The organism is Streptomyces sp. NBC_00075 (assembly GCF_045041225.1).
GTDB lineage: Bacteria > Actinomycetota > Actinomycetes > Streptomycetales > Streptomycetaceae > Streptomyces > Streptomyces adonidis.
Genome location: NZ_CP108243.1, coordinates 10,888,281 through 10,903,384 on the forward strand (window position 1 = coordinate 10,888,281; position 15,104 = coordinate 10,903,384).

A 15,104-nucleotide genomic window follows, 5' to 3' on the forward strand; every position below is an offset into this window, starting at 1 on the left:
TCCGCCGGAAAGCGGAACGGGATCAGCAGATGCGGGGCAACTGCTCCCCGAGGGGCATGTCCACGATGCGCCGGGCACCCACCAGGGTGCGCATCGTCACCCGTCCGCCGGGCCCCTCCCGCAGGACCTCGCCGATGCGCACGGCCTGCGCGCCCTCCGGCAGGGAGCGCAGGGCCGCGAGGGCCGCCTCCGCCGCGTCCGCCGCGACGAAGGCGACCAGGCAGCCCTCGTTGGCGACGACCAGCGGATCCAGCCCCAGCAGGTCACAGGCGGAGGCGACCGCCTGCGGGACGGGCACGTCGCCCTCGCGGATCTCGACGGCGACGGACGAGTCGCGGGCGATCTCGTTGAGGGCGGCGGCCAGTCCGCCCCGGGTCGGGTCCCGCAGGACGTGGATGCCGGAGCCCAGCGGCGTCAGGGCGGCGACCAGCCGGTGCAACGGGCGGGTGTCGGACGCGATGTCGCTCTCGAAGCCGAGTCCCTCCCGGGTGCTGAGCACGGTCGTGCCGTGCAGCCCGATCGGACCGGAGAGCAGTACCGCGTCTCCTGGCCGGGCCAGTGCCGCGGACGGGTGCAGCGAGCCGTGCCGCTCGCCGACACCGGTGGTGTTGACGAACAGTCTGTCGGCGGCGCCGCGTCCCACGACCTTGGTGTCCCCGGTGACCACGGGCACCCCGGCGTCCTGGGCGGCCTTCCCCAACGAGGTCATGACGGCCCGGAGTTCGGCCAGCGCGAGTCCCTCCTCGATGATGAGGGAGACGGCCAGCGCGAGCGGCCGCGCACCCCGCATGGCGAGGTCGTTGACCGTGCCGTGGACGGCCAGGGAACCGATGTCCCCGCCCGGGAAGAACAGGGGGCTCACCACGAAACTGTCGGTGCTGATCACCAGCTCCCGGTGACCGGGCAGCAGCGCCGCATCCTCCAGGGGCCCCCGGCCGCCGCCCACGGCGGGCAGGATCAGCTGTCCGAGCAACTCGGCGGTGAGACTGCCGCCGGCACCGTGGCCGAGCAGCACGACCTCGTCCTCGGAGCGGGGAACCGGGCATCGGACGGTCATGGCGTGCTCCTCGCAGGTGTGCGTCCGGCGGCGTGGAAGGCGGCGCAGGTGCCCTCGGACGACACCATCGGTGCGCCGAGGGGATGACGGGGTGTGCAACGGGTGCCGTACGCCGCGCAGTCCGTGGGCAGTTTCGCCCCGGTGAGGATCGCGCCGGCGATGCACTCGGTGTCCTCGACCGGGCTCAGGCCGCCCACGTCGAAGCGGCGGGCCGCGTCGAACCGCGCGTACTCCTCGGCGAGTTCGAGGCCGCTCCCGGGCAGCGTGCCGATGCCGCGCCAGGCCCGGTCGGCGACCCGGAAGACCGTGCGGACAGCGTCCTGGGCGTCGGTGTTCCCGGCCCGGCGCACGGCCCGCACGTACTGGTTCTCCACCTCGTGCCGGCCGCCCTCCAGTTGCTGTACGGCCATGAGGATGCCTTCCAGCAGGTCCAGCGGCTCGAACCCGGTCACCACGATCGGCACCCGGTAGCGGGCGGCGATCGGTTCGTACTCGTGCCAGCCCATCACCGCGCACACATGCCCGGCGGCGAGGAAGGCCTGCACCTCGCAGTCGGGGTCGTCGAGCAGTGCGGTCATCGCCGGGGGCACGAGGACGTGGCTGACCAGCATCGAGAAGTTCGTCAGTCCCAGGCGGGCCGCGTGCAGCACGGCCGTGGCGTTGGCCGGCGCCGTCGTCTCGAAGCCCACGGCCAGGAACACCACTTCGCGCTCCGGGCACTCGGCGGCCAGGCGTACGGCGTCCATCGGGGCGTACACGACGCGGACGTCCGCGCCCCGCGCCCGCAGGGACAGCAGGTCGGTGTCCGTGCCGGGCACCCGCAGCATGTCACCGAAGCTGGTGAGGATCACGCCGGGCCGGGCGGCCACGGCCATGGCCCGGTCCAGGGTCTCCAGCGGAGTCACGCAGACCGGGCAGCCGGGCCCGTGGATCATCCGCATCCCGGCGGGCAGCAGTTCGTCGATGCCCTGGCGGACCAGGGTGTGGGTCTGACCGCCGCACACCTCCATGATCCGCCAGGGGCGCGTGGCGGTCCGCCGCAGCTCGCCCAGCAGCCGCCGGGCCAGCGCGGGATCGCGGTACTCGTCCAGGTACTTCATCGGTGTGTGAGTTCGATCCGGATGTCGACGACCCCCTCCACCGCCCGTACCGCCCGGGCCACGACGGGGACGAGCGTGCGGTCGGGCAGGGGGCCGCCCAGAGTGACCACGCCCTCGGCCACGCCGACCGTCAGGGCGGTGGTGACCGGGAGACGGCCCAGGATGGTGTGCCGGATCTCGTCTGCGATCTCCTCGTCGGAGCGGAGGAACACCTTCAGCAGGTCGCCGCGGCTGACCACGCCCTGGAGGACGCCGACCCCGTCCACGACGGGCAGCCGCTTGACGTGGCGACGGGCCATGATGCGGGCGGCCTCGGCGATCGTCGCGTCCGCGTGCACGGTCACGGCCGGCGTGCTCATCAGTTCGCCCGCACTCACCGCACCCGCCTTGGTGCGCTCCGCCGGTTCGCCCTCGTCGGTGTCGCGGAACTCCTCCTTGGGCAGCAGGTCGGCTTCGGAGACCACTCCGACGACCCGGCCCTCCCCGGCCAGCACCGGCAGGGCGCTGACCTTCCACTGGTCGAGCAGCTCGACGATCTCCTTGAAGGAGGCCTCACTGCCGACGGCGACGGCGGTGTGCGTCATCACATCGCTCACGGTGTACGGGGAATCAGGCATCGCTGCCTCCTCGGGTGCGAACGACCGTCAGGTCGAGGAAGTGGGTGGAGCACGAGATGCACGGGTCGTGGTTGCGGATCGCCCGCTCGCACAGGGCGGTCAACTCGTCGTCGTCCGGGTCGTGTTCGGCGATGGCCCGCTGGGCCAGGCGCCGCAGGTCGTCCTCGATGGCGCCCTGGTTCTGGGCGGTGGGCGGCACCAGCAGCGCGCTGGTGACGATGCCGTCGGCGTCGAGTTCGTAACGGTGGTACAGCAGCCCGCGCGGTGCCTCGGTCGCGCCGTGTCCGGTGCCCGCGACCGGCGGCACCTCCGTGTACGGGTGCGCGGGCGGCTCGTACGCCTCGATGATCCGCAGGGCCTCGTCGACGGCGTACAGCGTCTCCACCGCCCGCACCAGGATCGACCGGAACGGATTGCGGCACACGGCACCCGCCAGTGGATCGCCCAGCCCGGCCGCCACGGCCGCCTGCCGCGCCACCGGCGACAGCCGCGCGCCGCTGATCGCGAACCGAGCGAGGGAGCCGGTGAGATGGAGCCGTCCGTCGAGCCGCGAGTGCAGCGCGGTGGAGTGCGCGACGTGCGTCTCTCCGACGTGCTCGGTGAAGTCCCGTACGGGGAAGACGGACGTGGTCCCGTCGGCGCGCAGGACGGTGGGCGTACCGCTCTCGATGGCGTACGTGTCCGGTTCCGCCAGCGCCAGCAGGTCGGCCTCGACGCTCGCGTCCGGGAACTCGAAGCCGGCGACCCAGCGCACGGTCTCCCACGCGTCGTCCAGGGCCTGCTTCAACTCCTCCTTCAGCGGCCGGAGTTCCGCGCGTGTCGGCACCCGGTGGAAGCCGCCGAGGCGGACGTTCACGGGATGTACGGCCCGTCCACCGAGCAGTTCCATCAGCGAGTTGCCCGCCTTCTTGAGCCTGAGCCCCCGCTCCACCTCGGCCCGGTGCGTGCGGGCCAGGTCGATCGCGCTCGCGCGGCCGAGGAAGTCGGGGGCGTGCAGCAGGTAGATGTGCAGGGCCTGGCTCTCGATCCACTCGCCGCAGTACAGCAGCCGGCGCAGATCACGGATCACCGGATCGACGCTCACCCCGCACGCGTCCTCGATCGCCGCGCAGGCGCTCATCTGGTACGCCACCGGGCAGATCCCGCACACCCGCGCCGTGATGTCCGGCGGTTCGGTGTGGGAACGTCCGCGCAGGAACGCCTCGAAGAAGCGAGGCGGTTCGTAGATCTCCAGCCGGGCCTCGGTGACCGTGCCGTCGTGCACACGCAGGCGCAGCGCGCCCTCGCCCTCGACCCGGGACAGCGAGCCGACGTGCAGCACACGGGATCCGCGGTGCGTCACTTGGGCAACTCCTTCTCGAAAGCAGGGGCGTTGAAGGTGTGCAGGAAGCGTTCGACGGCGTCCTCGTCGAGGCCGTCGCGGCGCAGCAGCGGGATCAGCGCGGGGAGGTTCACCGACCTGGACGGGCCGAAGCAGCCGAAGCAGCCGCGGTGGTACGCCGGGCACAGGGCCCCGCATCCGGCGTGCGTGACCGGGCCGAGACACGGAGTGCCGTGGGCGACGGTGACACAGACCGTGCCGCGTCGCTTGCACTCGAAGCACACACTGTGGTTCGGGACGTCCGGTTTGCGGCCGGCGAGGAAGGCGGTGATCACTTCGAGGAGCTGCCGTCGGTCGACCGGGCAGCCACGCAGCTCGAAGTCGACGTCCACGTGGGCCGACACGGGTGTCGAGGTGGCCAGCGTGTCGATGTACTCGGGGTGCGCGTACACCACGCTCCGGTACTCGTCGACGTCGGCGAAGTTCCTCAGGGCCTGGATGCCCCCGGCGGTCGCACACGCTCCGATGGTCACCAACCTGCGTGAGGCGGCGCGGATCGCGCGGATCCGCTCGGCGTCCTTCGCCGTGGTGACCGAGCCCTCGACCAGGGACAGGTCGTAGGGTCCGGGTGCGACCGCACTGGACGCCTCCAGGAAGTGCGCGATCTCCACCTCGCCGGCCAGCGCCAGGAGTTCGTCCTCACAGTCCAGCAGTGTGAGCTGACAGCCGTCGCAGGAGGCCAGCTTGAACACGGCGAGTTTGGGTGCCATCACAACTCCCTCACCGACAGCAGGGGTTCGGCTTCCGCCCAGTCCACGACCGGACCGGCCCGGCACAGCAGCAGCGGACCGAGCTGGCAGTGCCCGCAGTGCCCGGTCGCGCAGCGCATGTTGCGCTCCAGGGAGACCCGTATGCGGTCGCGGGGCAGACCGCGGTGGGCGAGTTCACGGGCGGTGGCCCGGATCATCGGCTCGGGCCCGCAGACGAACGCCCAGGCGCCGTCCGGATCGAAGTGCGCCCGCCCCAGCAGCTGGGTGACCACGCCGACGTCCCCGCGCCAGTCCCTGTCGGGCTGGTCGACCGTGACCGCGGTGCACGCCGTGGCCCAGCCCGCCATCTCGTCCCGGGAGATCAGGTCGCCCGGGGTGCGCGCCCCGATCAGGACGTTGACGCGTCGGTAGGCATCCGGGTCGGCCAGCGCGTCCAGGATGAGCGGCCGCAGCGGGGCGAGCCCGATGCCGCCGGCCACGATCAGTACGTCCCGCCCGTGTGCCCGCTCCAGCTCCCAGCCCGTGCCGTAGGGCCCACGGATGCCGACGACGGCGCCGACCCCGGCCGCGCACAGCCCGTCGGACACCGCGCCCACCGCACGGATCGTGTGTGCGAGGCCGCCCATGGCCTGCACGGAACTGACCGAGACGGGGATCTCGCCACGGCCGAAGCAGTGCACCATCGCGAACTGCCCCGGCGCGAAGTCGGGCAGCGCCGCGCCGACCGGTTCCAGCCGCAGGGTGACCGTGTCCGAGGTTTCCGGCAGGCGGGCCACCACACGATGGGGGACCGGTACGGCGGTCATCGCGGTTCCTTCGTCTCGTAGGTCCCGTACAGGTCGACCAGCCGGGCACGGGCCGCGTTCAGCCGGTGGGCCAGCACGCGGCCGACCCAGTGCTCGACGGCCCGCCCGAACTCGGGGTCGTCGAGACACATCAGACGGACGGCGACGGCGTCGAACTCGTAGGCCCGCACCGGGGTCACGGTCTCGGCGCCCAGCTGCCAGACGTACGGTTCGTACAGCCAGGACCATCCGACCAGGTCACCGGCGCCGAGCGTCTCGATGACGGGCGGGCGGTGGCCGGGCACATGCATGTCGAGCGCGGCCGTGCCCTCCCGGATGATCCAGAAGCGGTCGGCGCGTCCGCCTTCCTCGAACAGGCGGCTGCCCTGCGGGATGCCCGTCTCGCGGCCGACCCGCAGCAGCCGGTCGCGGTGCTCGGCGGGCAGCGCGTGGTTCATGCGCAGGGTGATCGAGGGCGTCATCGGGCCGTCTCCGTTCCGGGTGCCGTGTGTTCGGTGTTCAGCGCGGCGACTTCCTCCGTGATGTCGATGCCGGCCGGGCACCAGGCGATACAGCGACCGCAGCCCACGCATCCGGACGTGCCGAACTGGTCGTGCCAGGTGGAGAGCTTGTGGGTGAGCCACTGCCGGTAGCGGCTGCGGGCGGAGGAGCGGACCGGGCCGCCGTGCAGGTACGAGAAGTCCAGGTCGAAGCAGGAGTCCCAGCGCTGCCACCGCTCGGCGTGGTCGCCGGTGAGGTCCGTGACCTCCTCCGTGGTCGTGCAGAAGCAGGTCGGACAGACCATCGTGCAGTTGCCGCAGGTCAGGCAGCGGTCGGCGACGTCGTTCCAGCGGTCGGCGCTCGCGCTCGCGCCCAGGAGGGTCCGCAGGTCCACCGGCGGCAGCGCACGGCCCATGCGGTCGCGCGCCGCGTCCACGGCGGCGCGTGCGGTGTCCTGGGTGGCCGCGTCGGCGGCGCTGTGGGGGACCTCGTCCAGCAGCTCGGCGCCCTCCTCGCTGCCGACGCGCACGAGGAAGCGGCCGTCCACCTCGGTGAGGGCCAGGTCGTAGCCGGGGTCGGCCGCGGGGCCGCCGCCTGCGGAGACACAGAAGCAGGTCGCGCCCGGTTCGGTGCACTCGGCGGCGATCAGGAACACCTTGCTCCGGCGCTTCCCGTAGCCGGTGTCCTCGTACCGTCCGCCGGTCAGCACCCGGTCCTGGATCGCGATGGCCCGCAGGTCGCAGGGGCGGACGCCGAGGAAGGCGTACGACGGGGCCTGCGGCTCTTCGGACGTGTAGGAGAGAGCGCCCTCCGGTGTCCGGTCGGCGCTCCACAACCGCTCTCGTGCCGGGTGCAGGAAGTTCTTCCAGGACTGCGGGCCCGCGCTGTGCGCGAAGGCGGCCCCGTCCGCACGGCGGACCAGTCGATAGCGCCCGGCGTCCAGCTCGACGCCCCAGCCGTAGGGGAGGGCGTCGGCCGAGGTCAGTTCGGCCAGCACGATCGCGCCGTCCGCGACGGTCGGTCCGATCACAGTCCGTCCGCGTGCCACCAGCGCGGCGACCAGCGCGTTCAGTCCGTTCCGGTCGAGTACGGCAGGGGCTGGGCCGGCGGTCATGGCGGCGCTCCTTCTCCAAGGCGGCTCCGTAGTCCTCCACCCCCCAGTCTCCGGTGCGGGACGACGTGTGCGGCAGGGGCTGACCGGCCCTCCTGACGGGCCGACCGGGCCCCGGGGCGGGGGCTCGGAATGCTCCGCGACGGTCCGAAATCGAACGGGTGAACGTCTGGCGGGGGTGGGTCCATGGACGCTGCCGAGCCCCACGTCCACGTCGACAGGGACGCGAACCCGCTGCGACGCCCGTGCACGTGACCTGTCGGCCACCACGGTCGGCCGGCCGGTGATCTTCCGGGGCCGGTCGCGACCGGCCGGGGCTGCGGGTGCCGTGTCGCCCCGGGGTGCCGATCCGGCCACCGCCCGCGAGCTGATCACCACAACCGCCCACCCGGCGGCCGATCCGCAGACGGGGCGTACGCGCTGGCCCCTCCGCGGCACGGGAACGCCACCTGCCCGGCCTGCCGCGAGCAAGTCCGCCGTCGGCACCCGGCCCTGGGCCGGGCAGACGGAGCGACTTGGCACCGTGCCGGGCCACGCCATCGCCCGAGCCGAGTGCACCGGGCGGTCGAGCACTCCCGGGACCTGGCGCGCAGACGCGCCGACGGCGACCGGCCTTCGGCGGGTCCCCTCAGGGAAGCGGCTCGCCGAGTTCGCCCTCGACCGCGTCGGCCATCGCCCGCAGCACGTCGAGCGTGCGGCGTGCCTCCGCCTCGTCGACCTGGGTGATCGCGAAGCCGACGTGCACGATGACGTACGACCCGACGTCCGCTCCGGGCGTGCAGCTGAGGCAGACCTCGCGCCGGATGCCGCCGAAGTCGACGGTCGCCATGCGCAGTCCGGCGTCGTCGTGGATCTCGACGACCCGGCCCGGGATGCCCAGGCACATGTGCGTTCACCCCTCTCCGGCCAGCCGTGCGGCGGCCACCGCCGCCTGGCCGTAACTGATGCCGCCGTCCCCGACCGGGACCTGACCGCCGACCAGCACCCGCAGCCCCTGGGCGCGCAGCCTGCGCTTCACCTCGGTGAGCAGCCGCCGGTTGGCGAAGCAGCCCCCGCCCAGGCACACGGTGCGCGGCGCGCCCTCGGCCACGGCCCGTGCGACGAGATCCGCGGTGACGACCGCGAGCGTCAGATGGAAGGCCGCGGCCAGCCGGGGCACCGGCTCCCCGCTCAGCTGCCGCTCCAGCAGATCGGCCAGGGTCGGCGCGGGGTCGTACACCCACAGGCCCTGCACCCGCACGACGCGCTGGGCGAGTGGTACGGCGTGCTCGTCGCCCGCCGCGGCTTCGAGGAGCACCGCGGCCTCGCCCTCGTAACTCACCCGGTCGCACAGGCCGAGCAGTGCGGCGACCGTGTCGAAGAGCCGCCCGGCGCTCGACGCGCGGGGGCAGTTGACGTCCCGCGCGATCATGGCGCGCACCGCGACGGCCTCGGCCGGGTCGAGTCGGTCCGTGAAGGGCCGGGTGAGCCAGGGGTACGGGCGCGGTGAGCCCAGCGTCTCGCCGCCCAGCAGGTGGCCGAGGGCGGTGCGGGACGGATGGCGTACCGCACTGTCGCCGCCGGGAAGCGGAGCGGTCGCGAACCTGCCCGCACGGCGGTAGCCGGTCAGATCGGCGACGAGGATCTCGCCGCCCCACAGCGTGCCGTCGTCGCCCAGACCCAGCCCGTCGTAGGCGACGCCGAGGAACGGGCCCCGCACCCCGTGCTCGGCCGCGCAGGCGGCCACGTGCGCGTGGTGGTGCTGCACCGGGATCCGCCGCAGCGGCTGTGCCTCGGCCCACCGCGTGGACGGATATCCGGGGTGCAGATCGTGGGCGAGGGCCACCGGTTCGATGCCGGTGAGCCGCTTGAGGTGTCCGTACGAGGTCACGAACGCGTCGTACGTCGGCAGGTCGGCCAGGTCCCCGGTGTGCGGCCCGATGTGGGCCAGGCCGTCCGAGGCGAGGGTGAACGTGTGCTTCAGCTGGGCGCCGACCCCGGCGACCGGCTCCCGTACGGCGAGCGGCACCGGGGCGGGAGCCAGTCCGCGGGCCCGGCGGACCGTGATCCGGGTGCGTCCGGCGAACTGCACCACCGAATCGTCGTACCGTGACCGGATCGGCCGGTCGTGGGTGAGGAAGCCGTCCGCGACGGAGGCCAGGGTACGGGCGGCCTCGGTGTCGTCGACGGTGATCGGCTCGTCGCTGAGATTGCCGCTGGTGACCACGAGCGGACGGGCCAGTTCGTCGAGCAGCAGGTGGTGCAGGCCGGTGGTGGGCAGGAACAGCCCCACACGGGTCAGCCCGGGATGCACCTGGTCCGTGAGCGGGGCCACGGCCGAGCGCCACCGGCGCCGGGACAGCAGCACCACGGGCCGTTCCGCGGACGTCAGCGCCCTGCTCTCGGTGGCGCTGATCCGTGCGAGCCGGGCCGCCGCATCCAGGTCGCCGACCATCACGGCGAACGGTTTCGACGGACGGCGCTTGCGGCGCCGCAGCTCCGCCACGGCGGCCGGATCGCCCGCGTCGCACAGCAACTGGTACCCGCCCATCCCCTTCAGCGCGACGATCCCGCCCTCGTCGACGGTCTTGACGGCCGCCCGCAGCGCTTCCTCACCGCGCAGCTCGCCCCACGCGAGCCGGGGACCGCAGGCGGGGCAGGCGACGGGTTCGGCGTGGAAGCGCCGGTCGCCGGGATCCGCGTACTCCGCCGCGCACTCCTGACACAGCGGGAAGCGGCGCATGGTGGTGCGGATCCGGTCGTAGGGCAGGTCCTCGATGATCGTGGCGCGGGGGCCGCAGTCCGTGCAGTTGACGAACGGGTAGCGGTGGCGGCGGTCGCGCGGGTCCCGCAGTTCGGCCAGGCAGGCGGCGCAGATCGCCGAGTCGGGCGGGATCTCGCGTGGTGCCGTGCCGGAGAGTCCCGGGGGACTGTGGCGGACCTGGAAGCCGGGCGCGTACGACGACTGCCGTGCACCACCGGTCAGTTGCACACGGCGCACCCGGGCGAGGGCCGGCGCGTCCGAGCGCAGGCGGACGGCGAACTCCCCGATCTCGCGGGAAGGCCCCGCGACCTCGCCCTCCACATGGCCGTTGACGTTGGCCACCCAGCCGTCGAGGCCGAGTTCGGCCGCGGTCCGGTACACGAACGGCCGGAAGCCGACGCCCTGGACGATGCCCTCCACACGGAAGTGACGTACGGTCATGACGACTTCCCCGCCATCTCGCCCTCGACGGCCGTCACCAGGGGTTCCACGGTGGCCGCCACGGCGGGGGAGAGACCGGTGCCGAATGTGCCGTCGGCGCCCTCCACCGCGTACACCACCAGACGCCCGGGCATGAGTCCCAGCACCCGTGCGAGTTCGACGGCCTCACCGAGACCCAGCCCGTGCGAGCTGGTGGTCGAGGGCTGCGGGAGGAGCCCGTCGTCGAGTTCGAGGCGGTGCACTCGGCCGGGGGTGCCCGGGTGGGCGTGGGCCGCGTCCACGACAACGGCCAGGCCGGCGCTCTCCCACAGCCCGATGAGTCGTGCGGGGTCGCCGTCGCACGTGGCCAGGACGGTGTCCGGCGGCAGCGGCCGTTGTTCGGCCCGCTCGCGCAGCCGTGCGAGGACGGCCCAGCCCACGCCGTCGTCGCGCCGGAACGCGTTCCCGACGCCGATGACCACGGTCCGGCCATGCCCGCTCATGACTCCTACAGTGGGCCGGGCCCCCGCGCCCCACATGGGCCGAACGACCCCGTTCCCAGGGCCGACCGGGGTCACGAAGGTACGACGGCGACCGGGACGCGGCTTCGTGCTGCGGCGTGAGGACGACGACGGCGGTCGAGCGGTGCGCGACCGCGACCGGTCCGGGGTCGGGGAACGTGGCGCATGCCGGGGCGGGGGAGAGTGGCGGCACGTCCTCCGCGACGCCGGCTTCCCCGGCGTGACCGCCGTTGCCATGGCTGCCGAGGACGAGCGGTCGCGCCCCTGTGGCCGCGGCACGCAAAGGTGCCACCGGGTTCCTGGTGAGGCTCACGGCCCGGGCCGCCGACGCCGGGTGCCGTACGCCGAGTTCGGCGAGAGCGCGTCCTGCCGCCGTGTCCGGCGGGTACGGCCGTTGACGCGCGGGTTCCCGTAGGTACGGCGGTGGCACAGGGACCGGCCGCAGCCCACGCGGCGGTGCCTCGCGTGCGGCCCGGTCGGCGGCGGTACGGCTTCGAGCCGGCCGGTCGACTCCGCCGATGACGCGCGAAGCATGGTGCGCACCTCCCGCACTGGACCGGTCAGGCCTCCGCTCGTAACCGGCCGATGTGCAGGGGCCGAACGGACTCGGCAGGCGACCTGTCGGCCCATGCCCGCCGGTAGGCCACGGAGGGACGCTGAGACCGGGACAACAGGCCCAGCGCGGGAGGTGCGCACCATGATTCGCCCCGTCATCGCCGGAATCGACGGTTCCGCAGAGAGCCTTGCCGCCGCCGAGTGGGCCGCCCACGAGGCGGTCCGCCGTGACCGTCCGCTGCGTCTCGTGCACGTCTGGAACTGGCACCCGCGCCAGGACGGCGAGCTCGCCACCGCGGCCGCGCGGCACCTGGGACGGCGTGCTCTGCGGCAGGCCGAGGAACGCATCGGCCATGTCTGCCCGGGCGTTCGACTCGACGACGAGCAGGTCGAGGGTCCCGCGACCACCGCGCTCCTGCGCGCGTCCGAGCAGGCGGACATGCTGGTGCTGGGCTCGCGCGGGCTGAGCGGTCTCACCGGATTCCTGGTCGGCTCGGTCGGCCTGGGAGTGGTGGCGCGGGCCCGCCGGCCCGTCGTCCTGGTGCGGGCGCGCGAACAGGCCGAGGACGAGCCCCTTCCCGCGGACGACGGCAGCGTTTCGACTCGCCCCGGACACCACGAAGTCGTGCTGGGCATCGACCTCGGTGACCCCTGCGACCAGGTGATCGACTTCGCCTTCGAGGCCGCCCGGACGCGGGGAGCGCGCCTGCGGGCCGTGCACGCCTCACAGCCGCCCGGCCCGTTCGTGCCGGGCCCGGGGGAGGTGGGCATCCTGGAGGGGCCGCAACGGGCCGAGGAGTGGCTCGGCTTCATGACCGCCACCCTGGAGGTGTGGCGCGACAAGTACCCCGATGTCCAGGTCACCGGGACCGTCACCGAGGGCCGGGCCCAGTCCGTACTGGTCCGGGCGTCCTCCGGCGCGGACCTCGTGGTCGTCGGCCGCCGGATCACCGGGCGTCCCGGTCTCGCGCACACCGGGCCCGTCACTCACGCCGCCATCCACCACGTCGTCTGCCCCGTGGCCGTGGTGCCCCACGAGTGAGAGGACCGGCCCCAGGGGGAGCCCGGAGCAGGAAACCGCTCATGGACTTCGGCTGCGGCAGGGCGCGTCGGGCCGGACCAGGTGTGTGGGCGGCCGGTGGATCGCCGGCCGCCCACACCGCCGCCCACGCCCAACAGCCGCTGGACACAGCGAAGTCGACCGTCGGACGGCACACACTCGGCCGACCGCCTGGATTCTCCGCCTGCCCGTGCCGGACGTGCGGCCACGGGCATCGGTTCTGTGCCGTCCACCGGTCCCGCGAGGGTCACGACGCTCTTCGGGGACCTCGACTTCGGCGGCCGGCCACGGGCGAGTGGACCGCACGGGCCCGATGTCCCCGACGCCCCGTCCCGGTCCGGGTGGTGAGACGAGTGGTCAACGGCGCCGCGGCCGTGACCGGTTCGGTGTGCCGGATGGTCCGATCGGTCGCCGCGGGTGCGGGTAGCATCAGCCGCGCCGGGATCACGGGGGCTGTCAACGAGGGTTCCCGGCTTGGGGATTGACATTGTGGAGGGGTGGGGGCCGGGCATGACGACGCCACCAGGAGGCGGCCAGGATCCGCAGACGAGCCTGCGTGATCTTGAGACGATGCTGGACGCGGTCACGGACCACGCGGTCGTCAAGCTGGGGCCGGGTGGTGAGGTGGTCCGCTGGAGCCGCGGCGCCCAGGCGATGACCGGCTACACCGAGCCCGAGATGGTGGGGCGGTCGGTGTCGGTGCTGCACACCGAGGAGGACCGCGGCGCCGGGCTGATGGAGCAGGAACTGGAGTCCGCCCGCCAGGACGGACGGCGCGAGTTCCAGGGCTGGCGGGTCCGCAAGGGCGGCAAACGGTTCCTCGCCCACCTGGCCCTGACACCGGTGCGCGGCGAGGACGGGGCGGTGACCGGCTTCGTCAAGGTCTTCCGGGACGTCACCGAGAGCGCGCGGGCCGAGTCACTGTTCCACGGTCTGCTCGAGTCCGCCCCGGACGCGATGGTGATCGTGGGTTCGGACGCGCGGATCGTGCTGGTCAACCGACAGGCGCAGACGCTGTTCGGTTACGAGCGCGAGGAGTTGGTGGGCCGGGAGATCGAGGTGCTGGTTCCGCCGCGGTTCCGGGACCGCCACGTCGGCCACCGTTCCGGCTTTCTCGCCGACCCCCGGCTGCGGCCGATGGGGGCGGGGCTGGACCTGTCCGGGATGCGCCGGGACGGGACGGAGTTCCCCGTCGAGATCAGTCTGAGTCCGCTGGAGACCTCCGAGGGCCGGTTGGTGGCGGCCGCCATTCGGGACGTCACCGACCGCCGGGAGACCGAGCAGCGGCTGCTGCGGCAGCGCGACGAGATCCTGGAGCTGTCCACGCCGGTGATCCAGGTGTGGGACAAGGTGCTCGCGCTGCCGATCATCGGCACTCTGGACACGCTGCGGGCCACCCGGCTGACCGAGGGCCTGCTGGAGAAGATCGCGCAGACCCAGGCCGAGGTCGCCATCCTGGACATCAGCGGGGTGCCCACCATCGACACCCAGGTCGCCCAGCACCTGCTGAAAACGGTGCAGGCGGCCGCCCTGATGGGCACGGTGAGCATCATGAGCGGAGTACGGCCGGAGACGGCCCAGTCCATCGTGCATCTGGGCATCGACATGGGGCGACTGCGCTCCCGCAACACCTTGCAGGACGCGCTCCAACTGGCGTTGGCGGTCCTGGCGGAGCGGGCCGGGACCGCGGCTGCCGCCGCCCGGGCGCTGACGTCGGGGGAGTCACGGTGACCGAGGACGTCGTTCCCGTCATGAAGATCGGTGACACGCTCCTGGTCGCCCTGCACGGCGACCTGGACGACACCACGGTGATCCGGATCGAGGAGCAGCTCACCCGCGAGGTCGCACGCACCGGTGCGTCGGGCATGCTCATCGACGTCAGCCGGCTCAGTGTGGTCGACTCGTTCATCGCCCGGGTCCTGGCCAGGATCGTCGCCATGGTCCGGCTGTTGGGCGCGCAGGCGGCCGTCGTGGGGATCCAGCCGGCGGTCGCCATCACCCTGGTGGAACTCGGCGTGCCGATGGGGCATCTGGACACCGCGCTCAACGCCGAACAAGGCCTGGCCCTGCTGGAGCGGCTGCGCCGCGCCGATACCGGTACGGACCGCCCATGACCGGCGCCGGGGCTGTGACGGACAGGGAACCGTCCGTTTTCGACATCGTCGACGAGTCCGACCTGATCCGCGTCCGCAAGGCGCTGCGCGCCGAGGCCGAGGCGGTGGGGCTCAACCTGGTGGACGCGACGAAGCTGATCACGGCCGGCAGCGAGCTGGCCCGCAACATCCTCAACTACGCGACCGGTCGCCGTGGCCGGGTCGGCGTCGAGCAGGTGTCCCGGCAGGGCCGACGGGGTGTGCGGGTCACGTTCGCCGACGACGGTCCGGGTATCGAGGACATCGAGGCGGCTCTGACCGATGGCTTCAGCACCCGGGGCAGCATGGGGCTGGGCCTGCCGGGAGCGCGGCGGCTGGTGGACGACATGACCCTCACCTCCGCCTCCGGGTCGGGCACGACCGTGGTGATCGTGAAATGGCAGCGATGAG

The 15,104-nt window shown here is 73.0% G+C and carries 16 protein-coding genes; 4 read left to right on the forward strand and 12 right to left on the reverse strand.

What is annotated here, in order from left to right:
* Positions 1-22: 22 nt before the first annotated feature.
* The 12 genes from hypE to OG787_RS47835 form a co-directional block, all read right to left on the reverse strand.
* Positions 23-1,057, reverse strand: coding sequence for a hydrogenase expression/formation protein HypE (gene hypE / locus OG787_RS47780; RefSeq protein WP_405539764.1), 1,035 nt, complete (start codon positions 1,055-1,057; stop codon positions 23-25).
* The gene (gene hypD / locus OG787_RS47785; RefSeq protein WP_405539765.1) at positions 1,054-2,157 is read right to left on the reverse strand and encodes a hydrogenase formation protein HypD; all 1,104 of its coding nucleotides are present in this window, start codon (positions 2,155-2,157) and stop codon (positions 1,054-1,056) included. The genes hypE and hypD overlap by 4 nt, the downstream gene beginning before the upstream one ends.
* Positions 2,154-2,774 (reverse strand): CBS domain-containing protein, encoded by a 621-nt coding sequence (locus OG787_RS47790; protein WP_405539766.1) that lies wholly within the window; start codon positions 2,772-2,774, stop codon positions 2,154-2,156. Before OG787_RS47790 ends, hypD begins: the two co-directional genes overlap by 4 nt.
* Positions 2,767-4,116, reverse strand: coding sequence for a Ni/Fe hydrogenase subunit alpha (locus tag OG787_RS47795; RefSeq protein ID WP_369029732.1), 1,350 nt, complete (start codon positions 4,114-4,116; stop codon positions 2,767-2,769). Before OG787_RS47795 ends, OG787_RS47790 begins: the two co-directional genes overlap by 8 nt.
* Positions 4,113-4,865, reverse strand: coding sequence for an oxidoreductase (locus OG787_RS47800; protein WP_405539767.1), 753 nt, complete (start codon positions 4,863-4,865; stop codon positions 4,113-4,115). Before OG787_RS47800 ends, OG787_RS47795 begins: the two co-directional genes overlap by 4 nt.
* Positions 4,865-5,671: an FAD/NAD(P)-binding protein gene (locus OG787_RS47805; protein WP_405539768.1), complete on the reverse strand. Its 807-nt coding sequence runs from the start codon at positions 5,669-5,671 to the stop codon at positions 4,865-4,867. Before OG787_RS47805 ends, OG787_RS47800 begins: the two co-directional genes overlap by 1 nt.
* Positions 5,668-6,132, reverse strand: a complete 465-nt coding sequence (locus OG787_RS47810) for a Crp/Fnr family transcriptional regulator (protein WP_369029729.1) — start codon at positions 6,130-6,132, stop codon at positions 5,668-5,670. The genes OG787_RS47805 and OG787_RS47810 overlap by 4 nt, the downstream gene beginning before the upstream one ends.
* Entirely contained in the window at positions 6,129-7,265 is a 1,137-nt protein-coding gene (locus OG787_RS47815; protein ID WP_405539769.1) for a 4Fe-4S dicluster domain-containing protein, read from the reverse strand. The genes OG787_RS47810 and OG787_RS47815 overlap by 4 nt, the downstream gene beginning before the upstream one ends.
* Positions 7,266-7,890: 625 nt before the next feature.
* On the reverse strand, positions 7,891-8,148 hold the full coding sequence (locus OG787_RS47820; RefSeq protein WP_369029727.1) for a HypC/HybG/HupF family hydrogenase formation chaperone: 258 nt from the start codon (positions 8,146-8,148) through the stop codon (positions 7,891-7,893).
* 6 nt (positions 8,149-8,154) lie between these two features.
* Positions 8,155-10,446 (reverse strand): carbamoyltransferase HypF, encoded by a 2,292-nt coding sequence (gene hypF / locus OG787_RS47825; protein ID WP_405539770.1) that lies wholly within the window; start codon positions 10,444-10,446, stop codon positions 8,155-8,157.
* On the reverse strand, positions 10,443-10,928 hold the full coding sequence (locus OG787_RS47830) for a hydrogenase maturation protease (protein ID WP_369029725.1): 486 nt from the start codon (positions 10,926-10,928) through the stop codon (positions 10,443-10,445). Before OG787_RS47830 ends, hypF begins: the two co-directional genes overlap by 4 nt.
* 327 nt (positions 10,929-11,255) lie before the next feature.
* Complete coding sequence (locus OG787_RS47835) at positions 11,256-11,480, reverse strand: hypothetical protein (RefSeq protein ID WP_405539771.1); 225 nt, start codon at positions 11,478-11,480, stop codon at positions 11,256-11,258.
* A 163-nt stretch (positions 11,481-11,643) separates the two neighbouring features.
* Between OG787_RS47835 and OG787_RS47840 the strand changes: the two genes are divergently transcribed.
* The 4 genes from OG787_RS47840 (at position 11,644) to OG787_RS47855 (ending at position 15,103) form a co-directional block, all read left to right on the forward strand.
* On the forward strand, positions 11,644-12,543 hold the full coding sequence (locus OG787_RS47840) for a universal stress protein (RefSeq protein ID WP_405539772.1): 900 nt from the start codon (positions 11,644-11,646) through the stop codon (positions 12,541-12,543).
* A gap of 528 nt (positions 12,544-13,071) precedes the next feature.
* A complete protein-coding gene (locus tag OG787_RS47845; RefSeq protein WP_369029723.1) occupies positions 13,072-14,292 on the forward strand; it encodes a PAS domain S-box protein in 1,221 nt (406 codons plus the stop codon).
* On the forward strand, positions 14,289-14,675 hold the full coding sequence (locus OG787_RS47850; RefSeq protein WP_369029722.1) for an STAS domain-containing protein: 387 nt from the start codon (positions 14,289-14,291) through the stop codon (positions 14,673-14,675). The genes OG787_RS47845 and OG787_RS47850 overlap by 4 nt, the downstream gene beginning before the upstream one ends.
* A complete protein-coding gene (locus OG787_RS47855) occupies positions 14,672-15,103 on the forward strand; it encodes an ATP-binding protein (protein ID WP_405539773.1) in 432 nt (143 codons plus the stop codon). The genes OG787_RS47850 and OG787_RS47855 overlap by 4 nt, the downstream gene beginning before the upstream one ends.
* Position 15,104: the final 1 nt, after the last annotated feature.